At 60.7% G+C, this 18290-nt stretch carries 17 protein-coding genes; 3 read left to right on the forward strand and 14 right to left on the reverse strand.

Annotated features, from left to right (window positions below; translation table 11 throughout):
* Positions 1 to 3: 3 nt before the first annotated feature.
* The 5 genes from BLO49_RS09600 to BLO49_RS09620 all read right to left on the reverse strand — a co-directional run bounded on the left by BLO49_RS09600 (position 4) and on the right by BLO49_RS09620 (position 5953).
* On the reverse strand, positions 4 to 1032 hold the full coding sequence (locus BLO49_RS09600; RefSeq protein WP_220083720.1) for a glycoside hydrolase family 5 protein: 1029 nt from the start codon (positions 1030 to 1032) through the stop codon (positions 4 to 6).
* 83 nt (positions 1033 to 1115) lie between these two features.
* Complete coding sequence (lpxK, locus tag BLO49_RS09605) at positions 1116 to 2126, reverse strand: tetraacyldisaccharide 4'-kinase (RefSeq protein WP_090647652.1); 1011 nt, start codon at positions 2124 to 2126, stop codon at positions 1116 to 1118.
* Complete coding sequence (locus BLO49_RS09610; RefSeq protein WP_090647654.1) at positions 2116 to 3405, reverse strand: 3-deoxy-D-manno-octulosonic acid transferase; 1290 nt, start codon at positions 3403 to 3405, stop codon at positions 2116 to 2118. The genes lpxK and BLO49_RS09610 overlap by 11 nt, the downstream gene beginning before the upstream one ends.
* Positions 3402 to 4130 carry a lysophospholipid acyltransferase family protein gene (locus BLO49_RS09615; RefSeq protein WP_090647656.1) on the reverse strand — a complete coding sequence of 243 codons (729 nt, stop codon included), beginning with the start codon at positions 4128 to 4130 and terminating at the stop codon, positions 3402 to 3404. The genes BLO49_RS09610 and BLO49_RS09615 overlap by 4 nt, the downstream gene beginning before the upstream one ends.
* Positions 4127 to 5953 (reverse strand): ABC transporter ATP-binding protein, encoded by a 1827-nt coding sequence (locus BLO49_RS09620; RefSeq protein WP_090647658.1) that lies wholly within the window; start codon positions 5951 to 5953, stop codon positions 4127 to 4129. Before BLO49_RS09620 ends, BLO49_RS09615 begins: the two co-directional genes overlap by 4 nt.
* Before the next feature lie 193 nt (positions 5954 to 6146).
* Between BLO49_RS09620 and BLO49_RS09625 the strand changes: the two genes are divergently transcribed.
* Positions 6147 to 6836, forward strand: a complete 690-nt coding sequence (locus tag BLO49_RS09625; RefSeq protein ID WP_090647660.1) for a fused DSP-PTPase phosphatase/NAD kinase-like protein — start codon at positions 6147 to 6149, stop codon at positions 6834 to 6836.
* 37 nt (positions 6837 to 6873) lie between these two features.
* Here BLO49_RS09625 and BLO49_RS09630 read toward each other — a convergent pair whose 3' ends face one another.
* Genes BLO49_RS09630 through BLO49_RS09640 form a run of 3 tightly spaced genes read right to left on the reverse strand, consistent with a single transcriptional unit; the run spans position 6874 to position 9303 of the window.
* The gene (locus tag BLO49_RS09630; protein ID WP_090647663.1) at positions 6874 to 7110 is read right to left on the reverse strand and encodes a DUF4170 domain-containing protein; all 237 of its coding nucleotides are present in this window, start codon (positions 7108 to 7110) and stop codon (positions 6874 to 6876) included.
* A gap of 19 nt (positions 7111 to 7129) precedes the next feature.
* The gene (locus BLO49_RS09635; RefSeq protein WP_170828281.1) at positions 7130 to 7924 is read right to left on the reverse strand and encodes an inositol monophosphatase family protein; all 795 of its coding nucleotides are present in this window, start codon (positions 7922 to 7924) and stop codon (positions 7130 to 7132) included.
* On the reverse strand, positions 7924 to 9303 hold the full coding sequence (locus BLO49_RS09640) for a TldD/PmbA family protein (RefSeq protein WP_090647669.1): 1380 nt from the start codon (positions 9301 to 9303) through the stop codon (positions 7924 to 7926). Before BLO49_RS09640 ends, BLO49_RS09635 begins: the two co-directional genes overlap by 1 nt.
* A 234-nt stretch (positions 9304 to 9537) precedes the next feature.
* On the opposite strand from BLO49_RS09640, the gene BLO49_RS09645 reads away from it, so the two are divergent.
* Positions 9538 to 11478, forward strand: coding sequence for a putative bifunctional diguanylate cyclase/phosphodiesterase (locus tag BLO49_RS09645; RefSeq protein WP_090647672.1), 1941 nt, complete (start codon positions 9538 to 9540; stop codon positions 11476 to 11478).
* On the opposite strand, the gene BLO49_RS09650 is transcribed toward BLO49_RS09645, so the two are convergent.
* Positions 11479 to 13011, reverse strand: a complete 1533-nt coding sequence (locus BLO49_RS09650) for a UbiD family decarboxylase (RefSeq protein WP_090647674.1) — start codon at positions 13009 to 13011, stop codon at positions 11479 to 11481.
* Positions 13012 to 13160: 149 nt separating this feature from the next.
* Between BLO49_RS09650 and BLO49_RS09655 the strand changes: the two genes are divergently transcribed.
* A complete protein-coding gene (locus BLO49_RS09655) occupies positions 13161 to 14030 on the forward strand; it encodes an SDR family oxidoreductase (RefSeq protein WP_245678967.1) in 870 nt (289 codons plus the stop codon).
* Here BLO49_RS09655 and BLO49_RS09660 read toward each other — a convergent pair whose 3' ends face one another.
* Genes BLO49_RS09660 through ubiA form a run of 5 tightly spaced genes read right to left on the reverse strand, consistent with a single transcriptional unit; the run spans position 14031 to position 18106 of the window.
* Complete coding sequence (locus BLO49_RS09660; RefSeq protein WP_170828282.1) at positions 14031 to 15233, reverse strand: tetratricopeptide repeat protein; 1203 nt, start codon at positions 15231 to 15233, stop codon at positions 14031 to 14033.
* A gap of 19 nt (positions 15234 to 15252) precedes the next feature.
* Positions 15253 to 15609, reverse strand: a complete 357-nt coding sequence (locus BLO49_RS09665) for a VOC family protein (protein ID WP_090647682.1) — start codon at positions 15607 to 15609, stop codon at positions 15253 to 15255.
* A gap of 2 nt (positions 15610 to 15611) precedes the next feature.
* The gene (locus tag BLO49_RS09670; protein WP_090647685.1) at positions 15612 to 16259 is read right to left on the reverse strand and encodes a class I SAM-dependent methyltransferase; all 648 of its coding nucleotides are present in this window, start codon (positions 16257 to 16259) and stop codon (positions 15612 to 15614) included.
* Between the two features lie 10 nt (positions 16260 to 16269).
* A complete protein-coding gene (locus tag BLO49_RS09675) occupies positions 16270 to 17088 on the reverse strand; it encodes a DUF3298 and DUF4163 domain-containing protein (RefSeq protein WP_090647687.1) in 819 nt (272 codons plus the stop codon).
* A 7-nt stretch (positions 17089 to 17095) separates the two neighbouring features.
* Positions 17096 to 18106, reverse strand: a complete 1011-nt coding sequence (ubiA, locus tag BLO49_RS09680; protein WP_090648259.1) for a 4-hydroxybenzoate octaprenyltransferase — start codon at positions 18104 to 18106, stop codon at positions 17096 to 17098.
* Positions 18107 to 18290: the final 184 nt, after the last annotated feature.

Consider the following 18290-nt stretch of genomic DNA (forward strand, 5'->3'; position numbering starts at 1 on the left):
CGGTTACTCCTTCGGCGGGATCAATGCATTCAGGATCGGCTTGACCCACTGCTGTGTCTTGAAGTCATAGAGGATGAAATCGCTGGAGAATTGCCAGTAGGCAAAGGCGAAGCCATGGCTCTCGGCACTGCGGGCCACGCTTGAGGTCCATAGTACGCGGCTGTCCATCGGCGCCTTGTCATAGGCGCCGAATTCACCAAGGAAGATCGGGCGGTTATGTGCCGCCGACCAGGCCTTGACCGCATCGAAATCGGCATTGATCTGCGCGATTTCGGCCGGCGTGCCGAAGGGGATATCATGGCCCTTCTCGATTTCCGGGGGCGCCCATGAGGCACCCTGATGGGTGAAATTGAACGGATCGTAATAGTGGAAAGTGACGATCAGGTGGCGGTCGTCTTCCGGCAGTTTCAACTGGTCCAGGTCGTTACGGCTGTTCCAGTGCGTGGGGCCGACAATGACATTTCGAGTCGGGTTCGACTGACGGACCACGGCCAGCACCTGCGGGAAGAGGTCGTTCCAGACTTCGCCATTCAGCGCATCGTGCGGCTCGTTGAGGAGTTCAAACAGGACGGTATTCGGCGCGTCCTTGTAACGCGTGGCCAGTTGCGACCAGACAGTCTTCAGTTGGACGGCGCAGGTCGCGGCATCTTTCGCGCAGTCGTTAAAGTCATGCTCGTCGAGAATGGTATTAAGGCCGTATTTCTGGCCCATCTCGACCACCCAGTCGAGCTTCTTCAGCCACTCCGGATCAAGCTGACCGTCCTTGTCCAGGTGTTTGAAGGTAAACAGCACGACGCGGATATTGCGGAAGCCGGCATCGTGGATGGCCTTAAAGTGGGCTTCCGTATAGTTGCCCTTGCCGCCTTTTTGCCAAAAGGGATCATAACCGATGATATTGACGCCCCGGCCCATCTGCGCCACCTGCGCTTCGGGCGTGAGGGACTGAAAAGGCGTCTCCGCTTTTGCGTGCGAAACCATCAGCCCCGCGCACAAGGCCAGGGTCAGGCCCGTACCTGCCAGTTTACTGAACACTCTATCTCCTCCAACCAAATTGTTTATTTGGCATTATTTTATTATTTGCGTCATTCTAAGCGCAATTAACAACGCAAGGCAAGTCAGCCCTGTCGCGCCCGGATCAGGGCCAGCAGGCCGGCTTCGTCATCGAATTTCGCGGTAATCGGCAGGCAGGCGATGCGGGCGCGCCAGACGGGATCGAGCTTGATCCAATCCTTCTGCGTGGTGATCAGGCGGGCATTGGCGGCCGCGGCCTTAGCCGCCAGGGTTTGCAGTTCGGCGGTAGTGAGAGTGGCATGATCCGGGAAGCCTTGGAAGCCGGCGATATCATAACCTTCGCTGCGCAGGGTCGCTTCGAACTTCCATGGCTTGGCAATGCCGGCAAAGCCATAGACCGCCGCAGGAATGGCCGGAGCCTGAGCCTTGAGACGGGCAATGAGGATGGGCTTATCGCCCAGCAGCGCCAGCAGGTCCGGATCGGGTTGGGCATCCTCATCCGGCATCCATAGTACGCAAATATCGGCCCGCGCTAGGCCGGGTTTGAGTGGCTCACGCATCGGCCCATAAGGGCATACGCCGCCATCGCCAAAAGGCCAGGCGCCATTGCGGGTATCGCCGTCGATGACGAGGATATGCAGATCCTTGGCGATTTTCAGGTTCTGGTGGGCGTCATCGACGATGACGATCCTGGGCTTTGGGGGCTTGCGCCGCTTCTCGATCAGACGCAGGCCGGCAGCGCGGTCACCGGCGATTACAAAGGGATGTGTCTGCGCCAGCATCAGGGGTTCGTCGCCGACCTCGGCAGCCGTATGTGTATGAGGATCAACAGTGATCGGGCCGGTAAGCGTGCCGCCATGACCGCGCGACAGGCCCACGGCTTCCGGTGCCAGAAGATCCAGCAACGCACCGGTAATCGGCGTCTTGCCGGAGCCGCCCAGAGTTACATTGCCGACGCTGATAACGAAAAGCGGCGAGCGGTAGGGCCGAGCATTGGCCGCCTTGATGGCGTTGACCGCCCGCCAGACCAGCGACAGGGGCCACAGAAGCGGCCGCCACCACGGTGCGCCGGCGGCATTTTTTCTGTACCACCAGTCGGGGGTCTTAATCGCCATGGGCGCTTTTCGCGGTTTTCGGCGGCAGCAAAGGTTCGAGTGCCATCCACACGACATCCAGCGTGTCGGCTTGCCTGCGGCTGACTTCCAGGGCGCGTTTGTCGGTGGCCTTCACGACTTCGGGGTGCTGGCGAAGCTGGCTCAGCAGGAAGCCCAGTTCGGCGGTGCCCTTGACGCGGAAACCGCCCTCGGCATCGAGCAGGTCGGCATAGATGCCTGCCCAGTTGCTGATATCCGGTCCGGTAATGACGCATTTGCCGAGGCGCGCGGCTTCAAGCGGATTGTGCCCGCCGATGCTTTCGAGGAAGCTGCCGCCCATGAGGGTAATGCCGGCCACCGAAAAGAACAGGCCGAGTTCGCCGAGGGTATCGGCGAGATAGACGTGGGTCTGGCTGGTGATTGGCTCGCTCTTCGAGCGCTGTGCCACCTTCAGCCCCATGGCTTCGAGATCAAGCCGGATTTCGCCGGCGCGGATCGGGTGGCGCGGTGCCAGGATGAGCAGGTCGCCGCCCCAGAGCGCCGGTTCCAGCGTCTTGGCGATCAGGCTGTCCTCGCCATAATGGGTGCTGGCGGCAAAATAGACGAATTGTTTGCCGATCTGCTTTTTCAGTTCGGTCAGCGCCTTGGAATCGACGGGCGGCGCAGTGCCCAGTGTTTTCAGGTTGGCGCGCGGTCCCGGCGTAACCCCCATGGCTTTCAGACGGTCCTCGCTGGCCTTGTCCTGTGCCATGATCAGGCTGTAGCCCGCCAGAAGCGAGCGCATGGCCCCCTTGAAGCGCTGCCAGCCTTTGTAGGTCTTTTCGGTGATGCGGGCGCTAAGAAGGACATGGGGCGTACCGCGTCGGGTCAGTTCGCGCAACTGGGTGGGCCAGATATCGCTTTCGATAAAGACGGCGAGGTCGGGCCGCCAGTGGTCAAGGAAACCTGTGACCGCCTGTGGCGTATCGAGCGGCGCGTACTGGTGGATCACGCCCTCGGGCAAACGCTTGGCCAGGATATCCGCGGAGGTGGTTGTGGCCGAGGTGATCAGGATGTTGAGGTCCGGCCGCTCGACCGACAGGGCCACGATCACCGGCAGGACCGACAGGCTTTCGCCGACACTGACGCCGTGGAACCAGACGAGTTGGCCTTCCGGGCGGGGATGATCGGTCTGGCCCAGCTTTTCGCGCCAGCGTGCGGCGTCTTCCTTGCCGCGCTGGACGCGCCTTTTCAGCAGGCCGGGAGCGATGCCGTGCGCCGCGCCCATCAATCGTTGATAAATAGATAGCGAGAGGCTCATGATGCCCCCTGCGGCACAAGGCCCAGTATTTCATCGGCGCGATCGGTCACGCCGGTCAGGGCCTGTTCGGCCTGAAGGCGCAGCGCCTCCATCGCCGTTTCATCGGTATCGGCCGGAATGGCCGGAAGAACGCCCCAGACCATGGCGCCACGTGAGAAGGGCAGGGGAATGCGCATCCGGTCCCAGGTCTTGAATTCCATGTAGTTTTTTGTCGATTGCCCCAGCACAACAAGCGGGGCGCCGGACATCTGCGACAGTTTGAGCGACCCTTCGGTCATGACCCGCGACGGGCCACGCGGGCCATCCGGCGTCATGGCGACGCAGCGACCGCCGGTGTCCCGGTCGCCACGAATCCAGCGGATCAGTTCGCGGAAGGCCTGGGCGCCGCCCTTCTGCTTGGTCGGGTCGGACTTCTTGGCCGAGGAACCGCGGATGGAATGATAGCCGAAGCGGGTGTTGATTTTCATGCTGACCTCGCCGCTTTTCGACATCGAGGCGAGCACGCAGACCGGCTGACCGCGATCGCGTGGCCAGGAGGCGTGTCCCAGATGCAGGCGGCCATGCCAGAACATCAGCACGACCGGCCCTTTGCCATCCCATATGGCCTCAACCGGTGCCTGACCTTCTATGGTCCAGCGCGTTGTTTTGTAACAGAATTTCAGGTAGCCGACGAGTGTGCCGGCGATCAGATCCTGCATGAAGGGTGACTGGAGGATGTCCTTCATTGCGCGGCCTCCGTCACCGGCGCGCCGAACTGGGTGGCGGCCAGGCTGGCATAGAGGCCATTCGCCCTGATCAACTGGTCATGCGTGCCACGCTCGACGATTTTCCCCTGATCCAGCACCAGTATCTGGTCGGCATGGCGAATGGTGGAAAGCCGGTGCGCGATCATGAAGGTGGTGCGCCCTTTCATCAGGCGTTCCAGCGCTTCCTGAACCTTGATCTCAGACTGGGTATCAAGCGCCGAGGTCGCCTCATCGAGCAGCAGCAACGGCGCGTTCTTCAGGAAGGCGCGGGCGATGGCAATGCGTTGTTTTTGCCCGCCGGAAAGCCGCGAACCGGCTTCGCCGACGCGGGTGTCGTAGCCCTGCGGCAAGGCGGTGATGAAGTCATCGGCGGCGGCGTCCCTGGCCGCCTGCTCGATCTGCTCAGGCGTGGCGTTCGGGTTGCCATAGGCGATATTGGCGCGGATGGTGTCGTCGAACAGGAAGGGGTCTTGTGTCACGAGGGCGATGCGGCTGCGCAAAGACGTGATCGACAGGTCGCGGTGGCTGACCTCATCGAAGCGGATATCACCATTCGTTAAATCATAGAAGCGCGGCAGCAGATTAAGCAATGTTGATTTTCCCGAACCGGACGGTCCGACCAGGGCGATGCTTTCCCCCGCTTTTGCCGTGAAACTGACGTCGCGCAGAACGGCCGCCTCGGCATAGGCAAAGCCGGCGTGATCGAAGGTGATGGCCTTGAAGTCACGGGACAGCGGTTTCGCATTGGCGGCATCGACAATTTCCGGTTCGATATCGAGCGCCGCGAAAAGCCTGCGGGCGGCGGTCAGACCTTGCGTGAAGGTGCCTTGCAGGCCGGCCAGTTGGCGCAGGGCCTGACTGGCCGTGCCGAGCGCGGCGACATAGGCGAAGAGGCCCGCCACGGTCAGATGCCCGGCCTGGGCGCGCCAGCCGGCAAAGGCCAGCAGCCCGGCCAGCAGGAAGGCGGTCAGGACTTCGGTGGCCGGGGCCGCCATGGAGCGGGCATTGGCCCCCTTGATCAGGAAGCGTTGGCGACGGTTAATGACTTCGCCGACACGCGCCTCTTCGGCAGCTTCCTGGTTGGCGATCTTGACGATCTTGACACCATCGAGGCTTTCCATGACAGCGGTGGAAAGCGACGAAGTCTCGGCCATGGCGCCCTGGGCGGCCTTGCGCGTGGCTTTAAGGTATTTGCCCATGACCGCCCCAATCACCGGTCCAGCGAGCAAGACCACCAGGGTCATCGACCAGTCGGTCCAGAACATGAAGGCGAGGTTGCCGATGACCAGCAGCAGGGCCTGAATATACTGCACCAGCCCGGTCGAGGCGGCATCTCGCACCTGATCCGCATCGTAAAGAACCGACGATAAGTACTGGCCGGAATGAGCTTTTTGCAGATGGCCCAGATCGGCGCGAACCAGCCGCGAGAACAGTTGTTCCTGAATGCGCCCGACCAGTTGATTGCCAACGCGGTTCAGCGTCGTGGTCAGGCCGCGCTGGCCGGCGAAGCGGAGCAGGCCGAAGACGATGATCACGGCGGGCACCGAGATCAGCGGATGCGTCGTGATCCATGCCGGCAGGTGCGGCGTTATGCGATCGTCGGCGCTGTTGACGTGAAACAGAAGGTTGATGGCCGGATCAAGCCAGCCGACCACCACGGTCGTGGTCACCGCTACAAGCACAGCACAGGCGATAGCGAATGACAGCAGGCCCTTTTGCGGCGCCAGGTATTGCGACCACACTCGGGCGACCAGCACGGAGGTGCGCATTTCAGTCGCGGCGGTGGTCGGCGTGGTGGTCATGCTAGGTCTGGAAAAAGCTTCTTGAGCGATTATATAGGCTTATGCGTGATTTCTTCAAACCTGTCGCCTGTTTATGTGTTAATGAACAGCCGAATCCATCCCTCCAAAAGCGTTCTGCGCTTTTGGCAAGGGCAAGCGCCCGCCGCGCACGTTTGCGCGTAGCCGTGCGGCGCTTGAGCACCTACGAGAAAAAATGAAGCTGCTCCCTAAAAAATCACACGTTAAGCCGTTTCCGACGGATACCAAATGGGGGCTGTTCACCACCTATCTGCACTATCTGTGGGCTGATCATGCCTATTTGCGAATCGGCTTCACCAATGCCCACTGGATCGGGCCGGACATGGTGCGCACCAATCAGCCATGGCCGTTTCAACTGGCCTGGTGGAAGAAACAGGGCGTAAAGACGGTCATCAACCTGCGCGGCGGCAAGGGATCGTTCTACTATCTCGAAAAACACGCCTGTGAAAAACTGGGGCTCACACTGGAGGATTTCGGCCTGACCTCGCGCAGCCTGCCCACCGCCGCCGAGTTCCGCGAAGCAAAGACATTGTTCGACCGCATTGAATATCCAGCCCTGCTGCATTGCAAGTCGGGCGCCGACCGCGCCGGCATGATGAGCGTGCTCTACCGGCATTTCCATCTGGGCCATTCGATCCGCGATTCGGCGCGCGAACTGGGCCTGCGCACCCTGCATATGAAGGCCGGCCATACCGGCGTGCTCGATTATGTGTTCGAGGTTTACCTTCGCGATATAGAGCCTAAAGGAATCAGTTTCTGGGACTGGACGCAGGGGCCGGATTACGATCCAGACAAGCTGAAAGCGACTTTCAAGGCCAGTTGGTGGGGCACCCTGCTGACCGATAAGCTATTGAAACGGGAATAGAAAAAGCCGCCGAATGATCCGGCGGCCTTTGGTATATTTAATGGCTGTGATCGTCGGTCGACGGATCGATCAGCTTGTGGGCATGGATGACGAAATAGCGCATCAGGGCGTTGTCAACGGTTGATTGTGCCTTGGAACGCCAGGCGAGGACCGCTTCGGCATTGTTCGGATAGGCGCCGACGAACTCGATCTTCTTCAGATCCTTGAAGGTGGTGCCGTCAAGGCTCGAAAGTTCGCCGCCGATGACGAGATGGAGGAGTTGCTTATCGCTCATTGTCTCTTACTCTTTGATATTAAAGGTGCTCCAGGTGGGCGCAGCGCCGGATGATTTCATCGAAAAGCGGCGCGCCCGCGCAGATCAGGCTGGGTTTGAGGCTGTCTATAGCATTGAATCCATAAGGATTTCCTAAATGGTCCGAAACCACCGCGCCGGCTTCCTGGGCGATCAGGGTGGCGGCGGCCACGTCCCAGTCGCGCTTCGGCGTCAGGGCCAGGGTGAAATCGGCCTTTCCGGCCGCGACGCTGACCATGCGATAGGCCACGGACGGGCGTGAATGGACACTGAGACGCGGCCAGGGCAGGGGCCAGATGTCCCTGCCAAACAGGCGGGCATCGCCCAGAACCTCGGCGTCTTCCAGGGTGTCGCGCTGGCTGGCCCGAATAAGTTCGCCGTTCAGCCAGGCGCCTTCACCAAAGGCAGCCGCGTACATTTCATTTGAGTCGGGCGCATAGACGGCGGCAGCGACCGGTTGGTTGGCCTCGATGACGGCAAGCGCGATCGTCCAGTAGGGGCTGCCCTTGGAGAGGCCCATCGTGCCGTCGATCGGATCGAGCACGAAGGTGCGCAAACTGGTCAGGCGTTCAGCATTGTCAGCTTCTTCCTCGCTCTGCCAGCCGTAGTCGGGGCGGGCGGCGAGCAGGGCCTCCTTCAGCCACAGATTGACCTCGGTATCGGCATTGGTGACGATGGAGCCGTCGGACTTGTAGCTGGTCTTCAGGCCGTTTGTCTTGAGATGCTGGGCGAGCGCGCCGGCGCGACGAACCTTGTCGATGATCAGTTCAAGGTCTGTCGCGTGGTCATCGCGCATTATTTGCCCCCGACGCTCAAAGACTCGACGAGCAAGCTCGGTGTATCGAGCGTGCCCTTGATTTCCAGGTCACTGGCGGGGACGAGGCGGCTGTAGATATCGATCAGATTGCCGGCCACGGTGATTTCATTGACCGGATAGGCGATGACGCCGTTCTCGAACCAGAAGCCGGAGGCGCCTGCCGACCAGTCGCCGGTGTCGTTATTGACGCTGGGGCCGAACATCGAGGTGACGATCACGCCTTTTCCGGCCGAGGCCATCAAGCTTTCAATCGTTTCCGTGCCGGCGCTGAGCGTGACATTATGCGTCGAAACGCCTGGCGCATTGGCCAGGCTGCGCGAGGCATGGCCTGTGGTGGTCATGCCGAGTTGTTTCGCCGCCGAACTGTTCAGCAACCAGCCGTTTAAAACACCATCCTTGATGATGGCGCGTTCGCTGACGGCCACGCCTTCGTCATCGCACAGGCAGGAGCCCAGGCCGCGTACGCGCAAGGGATTGTCGATGATCTGCACGGACGAATCGAACAGTTGCTGGCCCAGCCTGTCCTTCAGGAAGCTGGACCCGCGCGCAATCATGGTGCCGGAAATGGCGCCGATGAATTGACTGATCAAAGACTTGGCGATGCGCTTGTCGAAAATAACCGAGGCTTTTTGCGTCTCGATCTTGCGCGCGCCAAGCGCCGCAAGTGCGCGTTCGGCGGCGATACGGCCGGTCTCGGTCACATCGGGCAGGTCGGAAGCGAAGCGTACGCTGCGGCCTTCGCCGTCGCGCTCCATATTGCCGTCGGCGTCGGTGGCGATATAGCGGCCCGACTGGAAGAACAGACTGGTCTGGTGGTGGCCACGGAAGCCACCGGACGTCAGCATTGACCACTGGTTCTGGACATAGCCGGTGCTGGCGGCATCGCTTTGAAGGGCGTCATTACCGAGCGACAAGCCGGCGGTTTCAATATCGAGCGCACGCTGTTGCAGGCTTTCGGCGCTGAGATGTGTGTCGTCGAAAAGCTGGAGATCGACGGGCGCGTCCTTATACAGTCGGCTGGGGTCGGCCAGGCCGGCATAGGCGTCATCCGGCGCCAGACGGGCCATGGCGACGGCGCGCTCGACCAGTCGATCCAGCGTGCTTTGCGAAAACTCGGAAACCGAAACCACGGCCTGTTTCTGGCCGACGAAAACGCGCAGGCCGAGATCGCTGTTTTCGTCGCGCTCGACGGTTTCGACCGCGCCCTTGCGGACGCCGACCGACAGGGAGCGGCTTTCAGCGAAGACGGCCTCGCAGGCATCGGCACCGGCCTTGCGGGCGGCCGTCAACAGGTTTTCGAGGCGCTCGAACCGGGTGTCTGCCGAAGCGTTCAGAGTGTCGTTTCGCGTTTGCAACATGAAAATTCTATAGGCCCGGCGAGGATGTGAAAGCAAGTCTCGTTTGTGACAATTTAAAATGCATGTTTGAAAAATCTGACGCCCGTATGCGCCGACTAAAAATCCACTTTCCGCGACAAAAGACGCATTGAGCAGCATTAAATTACCGCAGATTAGCGTTTTTTTTAGGTGTGACTTTTATGAATGTTGCGGTCAGGCCGCGCCTGATGCGTTTAAAACAGGGTTGGGCCGGTAATGTTGCGTTGGATAAAGTCGATCTTTGCCACCTTGCTGAATAACCGGTCAACACAGGCCAGCGCGGAAGACAGCGTGAGCGAAGCTGAGGAAGTATCGGCCATGAAGCCGATCGTATCCAGCTTCTGCCTCGTTAATGGCGGCTATTATATTATGGTCACGCTCAATCGCTTCTGGACCGAAAGCGGCCCGGGACTGGTTGTGATGGCCAGCCTGTCGGCCCTCACCATGCTGGCTGGATTCTATTTCTATTTCTTCTGGCTGAAAAGCGCCCGGCGCGTCTACCAGTTGAACATCGCCAGCCTGACGATCAATTTTCTGCTCTATCTCAATCCGGTCGTTTTCCAGAGTTTGCATTTCGACAGCGACCGCCTGGTCTATTTCGTCTTTCTGGCGCTGGTTTTCGCCACCACAGGGGTGAGCCTGCGGGTGGTTATCCCTAGTGTTTCGCTGTGCATTTTCACGGTCGCCTGGTTGAAGCACCAGCACCACACCCCGATGAATGCCGATAATGTCGGGCTGGTGGCGCTTATACTGCCCCTGACAGCCTTCCTGACCTATATCGTCCGCCAAACCCTGTTGCGCGCCGTTAAGGCACGCGTGATTGCCGAAAGCCTGCGCATGGAAGCGCAATCCATGGCCGACAGCGACGTGCTGACCGGCCTGCCTAATCGGCGCAGTTTTTTCCAGGTTATGGACGCGGTCCTGGCAGGCGTCAGCGTCGGACAGAAGCCGTTTCATCTGGCCCTGATCGACCTCGACGGCTTCAAGCCGATCAATGATATCTACGGCCACAGCGTTGGCGATGCCCTGCTGATCGAGGTTGGCAACCGGCTGCGCCAGGTCTGCGGCGAGCGGGCCTTTGCGGCGCGGATGGGTGGCGATGAATTTGCCATTGTCCTCTACGGCGATACGGCGCCTGCCGAACTGGACGCTTTCGGAACGCAGCTTTGCGATGCCCTGCGCGATACCTATTTCCTCGGCAGCGTGACCGCCCATATTTCCGGCAGTGTCGGCTTTGTGCGCTGTGCCTCGGGTCAGTTTACGCCGTCGCAACTGCTGGAGCGTGCCGATTACGCCCTCTATTTTGCCAAGCAGAACGTGCGGGGCGCGCCGGTGGTCTTCACCGAGAAGCACGAAACCGAGATGCGCGATTTCAGCCAGGTAGACCAGGCCCTGCGCACCAGCGATCTCGACGCCGAACTGTCGATCATGTTCCAGCCTCAGGTCGATGTCATCGAAAACCGCACCATCAGTTTCGAGGCTCTGGCGCGCTGGAACAGCCGCAAACTCGGCAGTGTGCGTCCGGATATCTTCATCAAGGCGGCGGAGCGCTCCGGCCTGATCACCCAGATTACCCTGATTTTGCTGGAAAAGGCCCTGAAGCAGGTACGCGAGTGGCCGGCGCAGACCAGGGTGTCTTTCAACCTGTCGGCCCGCGACCTGCGCTCAGGCATTTCGATCACCAATATCTGCAATGCTGTGCGTGACTCAAGGATAGATCCGCGCCGGATCGAGTTCGAAATCACGGAAACCGCCATGCTGACCGATTTCGAGCAGGCCTGCGAGGCGCTGGTCCGTCTGAAGGCCATGGGCTGCCGCATTGCTATCGATGATTTCGGCTCAGGCTATTCCAGTTTCAGCTATATCCACCGCCTGCCGGTCGATAAAATCAAGATTGACCGCAGCTTCGTTGTGCAGCTTCTCCAGCACAGTTCGGCGCTGAAAATCATCAAGACAATCATCGACCTGTGCCGCAACCTGAACCTGGACTGCGTCATCGAGGGTGTCGAAACCCAGACCGAAATGAACAAGCTGGCCCAGATTCGCGCCCGCTATATCCAGGGGTATCTGTTCTCAAAGCCTATGCTGGCCGAAGAGGTGTTACCCTGGCTGCATGACGAGGCGGCGCGCGGCCAAACCGCCCTCAGGGCCGTCTGATTATTTCCAGATGGATTTTCCTTGGCCTGGCAGGCCCATCTCGGCCCACTTTTCCGACACGCGATCAATGATGGATTGCTCCATATAGAGCTTCTCGCCCCATTCACGATGGGTTTCCGGCGCCCACTTGTTGGTGGCGTCCAGGCCGATCTTGGAACCTAAGCCTGATTCCGGTGAGGCGAAGTCAAGATAATCGATCGGGGTGTTTTCCACGAGCATGATATCGCGCGCCGGGTCCATGCGGGTGGAGAGCGCCCACATGACGTCCTTCCAGTCGCGGGCATTGATGTCGTCATCCACCACAATGATCCATTTGGTGTACATGAACTGGCGCAGATAAGACCACGCCCCCATCATCACGCGCTTGGCGTGACCGGGATAGGCTTTCTTCATGCTAATGACGGCGATACGGTAGGAACAGCCTTCCGGCGGCAACCAGAAATCGACGATTTCCGGAAACTGCTGCTGGATCAACGGGATAAAGACTTCATTTAACGCCTCGCCGAGCACGGAAGGTTCATCGGGCGGGCGGCCGGTGAAGGTCGAGAGGTAGATCGGTGTCTTGCGCATGGTGATGGCGCTGATCTTGAAGATCGGGAACTTCTCGACTGAATTATAATAGCCGGTGTGATCGCCGTAAGGGCCTTCATCGGCATAGTCATCAAGCAGGACATGGCCCTCCAGCACGATTTCGGCATGGGCCGGCACCATGAGGGGGACCGTTTTAGCCGGTACCAGTTCGGCCTTTTGTCCACGCAAAAGACCCGCGAACTGATATTCCGACAGGGTATCCGGCACCGGCGTCACGGCGGCCAGGATCAGGCCCGGATCGGCGCCAAGCACGGCCGCGGCGGGCAGGGGCTCGCGCTTGCCTTCTGCTTTCCAGCGGCGATGGTGCTGGGCGCCGCCGCGATGAGCCAGCCAGCGCATGATGGTTCGGTCTTTGCCCAGGACCTGCATCCGGTAGATGCCGAGATTGTAGTCATCTTCGCGCGTATCCGAAGGGCCCTTGGTGACGATCAGCGGCCAGGTGATCAGCGGCGCTGGCTCGCCCGGCCAGCAGCCCTGAATCGGCAGCTTCGTTAAATCGATATCTTCGCCGGTGAGGACAATCTCCTGAACCGGCGCGGTTTTTATCGTCTTTGGTCGCATCGAAAGCACGGTCTGCATCAGCGGCAGCATACCCACGGCATCCTTCAAGCCGCGCGGCGGTTCCGGTTGGCGCAGGAAGGCCAGCAGTTCGCCGACTTCGCGCAGTTCCGGCGCGGTGGTGCGTTCCTTTCCTTCCAGGGTAACGCCCATGGCGACGCGCTTCACATTGCCGAACAGATTGACCAGGACCGGCATGGGGGAGGGCGTGCCGTCTTCCAGGGTGACGTTTTCGAATAGCACCGCCGGGCCCTTTTCGGCCAGCAGGCGGGTCTGGATCTCGGTCATTTCGAGGTGCGTGGAGACGGGCGTCTTTACCCGCACCAGTTCGCCGGCGGCTTCCAGTTTGTCGATAAACTCACGCAGGGATTTATAGGCGGCCATTTTGTTCCTCTGGTACTCAGGCTCGGAGACGGCTCCTCCGCATAAGCCGGAACGCGAGCGCTGGCAATGGGCGCCGGTGTCGCATTTGCCGCAAGCTTGAAAACCGGCATCAACTCGGCCAAGGTGTCAGGATTCGCTGGAGATACTGTGTGATAACGGACAAAAAAGGCTTGTTGGTGATCGGCGCGCGTTCCCTGATCGGGCGGCGTATGCCGGAGGCGATCAGGGCCGCCGGCTGGCCGGAAGAGTCCGTCCGCTACAGTTCACGCCAGCCGGTGGCGAAACAGGGTGTCATCCTCGATACCGCGCGGCCTTACGATTTCCAGCCGGACCGCACCTTCGCGGCCGTCATTGTCTGCGCGCCGATCTGGCTGATCACCGATGTTCTGCTGGAACGCCTGGTCGGTCTCGGCATGAAGCGCATCATCGCCTTTTCCTCGACCAGCCGGCTGACGAAGGGGGCATCGGGGGAGGCGGCGGAGCGCGAGGTGGTGGCCAAACTGGCGGCGGGTGAGGAGACACTGACCGCTTTCTGCGAGGCGCGCGGCGTGGCCTTCACCATTCTGCGCCCGACTCTGATCTATGATGAAGGGCTGGACGAGAATGTCACGCGCATCGCCGATCTGATCCGCAAGCTGGGGTTCTTCCCGGTCTGCGGCCTGGCTAAGGGCCTGCGCCAGCCGGTTCATGCCCGTGATCTGGCAAAGGCGGCCATGCAGGCCCTGACGGCAAAGCCCAGTTTCAACAAGGTATATAATCTCAGCGGTGGCGAAGACCTGACCTATGCCGCCATGGTGCGGCGCATTTTTGAGGCGCTCGGCCGTGCGCCGGTGATCATCGCCCTGCCGGAACTTCTGTGGCGTATCGGTTTTTTCGTGGCTAACCTGGTGCGGCCGAAACGGCTGAAGCGCAATGTCCAGATGGTGCTGCGTATGAATACCGACCTGTGGTTCGATCACAGCGGCGCCACGATCGATTTCGGTTACCGGCCCGGACCTTTCAAGCCGGAATTTGAATAGTCAGTCCGGCTTCCAGCGCATGGAGAGGCGCAGGGACTTGCCGTCATAGCTCTTCGCCCAGTCGGTCTTGTTACCGGATGTGCCGAGGCGATCCATGATCCGCATCAGCGAGGCGCCGAAGCCATAGCCCTTCGGGTCTTCTTCCGTCAGCACGCAGTCATCGAGATCGCCCGAGGTCGTAAAGCGGCATTCCGCCGAGGCCCGGCCGCCGACCTTGTCATTCTGGGCATCGACCGGATAAGCCGAGACGCTCAACTGATCGTAATAGCCGTGGATATCCATGGTCTGGAAGCGCGGATCATTGGTTTCGGTGGCAAAGAACATGATGTCGCGCGGGATCTTGTTGAGCTCCAGCACCGTGTCGTCCGGCGCATCCGGGTGGGCTTTCAGCCAGTCCTTCGCAGCGCTGTCCGTGTCGTCGCGGGCCAGAATGCGGTACAGCCGGGCGGCGCGACCGATATCGACCGGCGTGCCCGCACCGGTCTCATACTGATGGGCCAGCAGGCGCACCGCCTGACGGTCGCCGCGTTTGGCCGCCTTCTTGAACAGGTTGACGGCTTCGGTCTGGTCCTGCGGCGCCAGATCGCCGATCATGTAGATCTGGCCGAGTTCGGTCAGCGCGCCAGCATGGCCCTGATCGGCGGCCTTTTTCAGACTGGCCAGGGCCAGGGCATTGTCAGGCGTGACGCCGCGGCCTTCAAGATAGGCCATGCCCACGGCGTATTGCGCGTTGGCGTCGCCCTTTTCGGCCGCCGTCTGGCAATAGGGCAGGGATTTTGGCCAGTCCGGCGTGACGGTGTCGCTTTGGGTATAGGCTTCGCAGACAAAGGCGCGGGCCTCGTCACGGCCCTGATCGGCGGCCTGTACATACCATGTGAGCGACTGGGCGGCATCCGGCTTGACGCCGTGACCCAGGCGATAGGCGACCGCCAGGTCATATTGCGCACTGGCATTGCCGGCCTCAGCCGATCTGGTGATCCATGAAAGCGCGGTTTTTTCATCGGCCTTTTGATCGAGCAGGGCATCGAAATAGACCTGGGCCAGGTCGTATTGCGCCTGGGCATCACCGCCTTCGGCCTTGTCGGTCAGAGCCTTGAGCTGTTCCTGCGGCGTCGGTGGTTTCGGTGGGACAAGCGCCGCCGTGGCAGGCTGAGCTATCGCCGCTGCGAGCACTATCAGGGAAAGCCAGTCAAGCTTACGCACGTTACCTCTACTTGGACCTCTACTTGGACCTCTGCTTATCCGACCAGACCGCCAGTTCGTTACCCGACGGGTCGGTAAAATGGAACCGCCGTCCGCCGGGGAAGTCAAAGATCGATTTCACGATCACCGCCCCTTGGGCTTTTACGGCCGCGAGCGACGCCTCAAGATCCTCACTATATAGGATCACCAGGGGCTTTGCGGAAGTCTCGGCCGGATCGGCCTGAAAGCCGCCGTCAAGCCCGGCATTAGCCAAGGCCGCATAGGTCGGGCCGTAATCGATGAAATTCCAGCCGAATGCCTTGCTGTAGAAGTCTTTCACCGCGCCTAAGTCGCTACCGGGAAATTCGATATAGTCGATCTTGTGGTGTTCAGGCATGTTCAGTTTTCCAGTTTCCAGACGCTGGCCGGCTTGACCGCCGCTTCCTCGATATCGGCATTGGTCAGGATATCGTAATCCGCCAGCCGGGTCAGGCCCGTTTTCGGGAAATAGGTCCGGTGGGGATCGCCGATATAGACCTCTATCTTGTGGGGGGCGGCGCGGCGAAAATATGTCAGCATGGCGTCGGTCATCGGTTTTTCGTAGCAGATATCCCCGGCCAGGATGATATCAACATCAGGCACAGGGGCCGCCAGCAGATTTTCGCCCGTAAATGCCAGTTCCATGCCGTTCAATTCGGCATTCAGTGCCACGGCGGCTTCGGCGTAAGGGTCAATATCATTGCACAGCACGCTTTGTGCGCCGGCCAGCCTGGCCGCGATGCCGACCAGACCCGAACCGCAGGCGATATCGAGCACGCGCTGACCTTTGACAATTTCCGGATGCTCAACTATGTACCGCGCCAGGGCCTGACCGCCCGACCAGGCGAAGGCCCAGAAAGGCGGGGCCAGGCGCTGGGCCGCCATATCCTGTTCGGTCATCAGCCACAACGGCGTGACCTCATCGGCCTGATAAAGCCGGATCGACGGCAAGGAAGGCACAGGCAGGGGGCGAGTATTGGCCCGGATAAACGACGCCTTGTCGGTCACTCGGTATCGCTCATTGGGCGTCCGGATCGCTCAGGGCCTGGTCTTTGACCGGGTCGCCGCCGAACTGATCGGAAAATTCCGGCGCCAGTACATCGCCCAGCATGGTCTGAGGCACGCGGATTTCGTATGGCCCCTCGGCGTAGGGGCCGACATCATAGGGGGCGTATAGCGCATCGATCGCGCCGGCCGTGCCGCCGCCCGCCGCCGGGATGAGCACCAGGCGGCTTTCGGCAAATTTCGGACACGCGAAGCCGGAGCCGGACTGCGATATGGGTTCGCCGGCGCGCTTCGAGCGCTCGGCCTCGACCTGATGGCAGAGATAGGCGTCGATGGCCTTGAAATCGGCGCCGGGCCTGAACAGGCGTTTGGTGTCGATCGCCGTCTTCGCGGTCTTGTCCCATAACAAGGTCTGGATGGTGTGATTGGGGTGGGCGCCACCCTGGTAATCATCTTCCTCGGAAAAGACCGAGACAAGACGCGGCGTCTGGGCGGCGATCTTCCAGACGATGCTGTGATAATAGGGCGGTTCCTCGATGCCGTCAGCGCTGTTCTGGGCGCGGTCCTTGTGCGCCTGGTCCATAAAGGCGGTGAGCGTCGTCTGAGCTTCGGTGAACAGGCGGGCGTGCAGTTCGGGATAGAGTTTGATCGCTTCGGGCAGGGTGAGACTGACCTCTGCATCGGCATTGGAATTGGCAAAGGTCAGGGGGACGGGCGCCGATGGTGCGGCGGGGGTTGCCGTCTGGTCATTTTTCGGTGCCCTGTGACAGGCGGTGACAGCCATCAGGGCGCCCAGAGCCAGGCCGGTGAGGAGTCTGCGGGACTGTGTCATGCTGCCTCTACGTGTTAAGGAATCCGGTAAAATGCACCGCCAGCAAACTGAAAAACCATATGAGCCCGGTCGTACGGTTGGACTTGAACAGCCTGAGCGCCAAGGCGGGCTCCCAGCGTTCGCCGGACGAATCCGGCCGCAAACGGACAAGCTGCATGAAAAGATGCGTGGTTACGAGCAAAAGTCCAACGAAAAAGAGTTGCGGCAGACCGGCCAGGTAGGCGGCGACGCCGGTCAATACCGAGGCGGCGCCATAAAACAGGCTGACGCCGGTAATGGTATGCTTGCCTAAAGCGCGGGCGCTCGACTTGACGCCGATCATGGCGTCGTCCTCGATATCCTGCAGGGCGTAGATAGTATCGTAACCGAGCGTCCAGAAGATCAGGCCGGCATAGAAGAGCAGCGCCGGCAGGGTCAGCGTGCCGGTCACGGTGGCAAAACCCATCAGGAAGCCCCAGTTGAATGTCAGGCCCAGCCACGCCTGCGGCCACCAGGTGATGCGTTTCATGAAGGGATAGGCCGCGACCAGCAGCAGGGAGCCGGCGCCAAGCGCAATGGTCAGCCAGCCCAACTGAATCAGGATCAGGAAGCTGATCAGCGAACAGCCGGCGGCGAAGGCCAGGGCCTGCTTTGGGCTTATCTGGCCGGATGGAATGGGGCGGCCGCGCGTGCGCTCCACCTTGGCATCGAAATCCCGATCGACGAAGTCATTGAAGGCGCAACCGGCGGCGCGCATCAGCACCGAGCCGATGGCGAACAGCAGCAGTTTGACCCACGGAAAATGGTAACGCAGGACTTCATGCGGCGGCAAAAGGCGGGCCGTACCATCCAGGTTATTGGCAAAGAACGGGTGCGCGATGGCGAAAGCCAGTCCCATGGCACCGGGCAGGAACAGCAGCCAGATACCGATCGGCCGGTCGAGCCGGCCCAGTTTCAGCCAAGGTTGCAGCGCACGCGGCGCGTAGCGGTCAACCCAGTTGAGCCTGGCGGCATCGGGAAGCGGGGCATGTGTGGTCATGGCCTTTTGATGAACCGCGCCGCCGGAATTGTCGAGGGGGAAATGTGGAGGCCACAGGTATAAGAAAGTAAGATGCCCCACCACCATCTTCGCTTCGCTTGATGGTCCCCCTCCCCACCAGAGGTGGGGAGGTACAGAAAATTATACCTCCCGGGCTTGCCGGGGAGGGGGACCACGCCCATGC

Source organism: Asticcacaulis taihuensis, from assembly GCF_900100255.1.
Classification (GTDB): Bacteria; Pseudomonadota; Alphaproteobacteria; order Caulobacterales; family Caulobacteraceae; genus Asticcacaulis; species Asticcacaulis taihuensis.

Coding starts and splice junctions, on each gene's coding strand:
- BLO49_RS09620 (WP_090647658.1), bottom strand. CDS start 5,953: ATGACCACCACGCCGACCACCGCCGCGACTGAAATGCGCACCTCCGTG.
- BLO49_RS09645 (WP_090647672.1), top strand. CDS start 9,538: ATGTTGCGTTGGATAAAGTCGATCTTTGCCACCTTGCTGAATAACCGG.
- BLO49_RS09615 (WP_090647656.1), bottom strand. CDS start 4,130: ATGAAGGACATCCTCCAGTCACCCTTCATGCAGGATCTGATCGCCGGC.
- BLO49_RS09625 (WP_090647660.1), top strand. CDS start 6,147: ATGAAGCTGCTCCCTAAAAAATCACACGTTAAGCCGTTTCCGACGGAT.
- BLO49_RS09610 (WP_090647654.1), bottom strand. CDS start 3,405: ATGAGCCTCTCGCTATCTATTTATCAACGATTGATGGGCGCGGCGCAC.
- BLO49_RS09635 (WP_170828281.1), bottom strand. CDS start 7,924: ATGCGCGATGACCACGCGACAGACCTTGAACTGATCATCGACAAGGTT.
- BLO49_RS09665 (WP_090647682.1), bottom strand. CDS start 15,609: ATGCCTGAACACCACAAGATCGACTATATCGAATTTCCCGGTAGCGAC.
- ubiA (WP_090648259.1), bottom strand. CDS start 18,106: ATGACCACACATGCCCCGCTTCCCGATGCCGCCAGGCTCAACTGGGTT.
- BLO49_RS09640 (WP_090647669.1), bottom strand. CDS start 9,303: ATGTTGCAAACGCGAAACGACACTCTGAACGCTTCGGCAGACACCCGG.
- BLO49_RS09630 (WP_090647663.1), bottom strand. CDS start 7,110: ATGAGCGATAAGCAACTCCTCCATCTCGTCATCGGCGGCGAACTTTCG.
- BLO49_RS09675 (WP_090647687.1), bottom strand. CDS start 17,088: ATGACACAGTCCCGCAGACTCCTCACCGGCCTGGCTCTGGGCGCCCTG.
- BLO49_RS09650 (WP_090647674.1), bottom strand. CDS start 13,011: ATGGCCGCCTATAAATCCCTGCGTGAGTTTATCGACAAACTGGAAGCC.
- lpxK (WP_090647652.1), bottom strand. CDS start 2,126: ATGGCGATTAAGACCCCCGACTGGTGGTACAGAAAAAATGCCGCCGGC.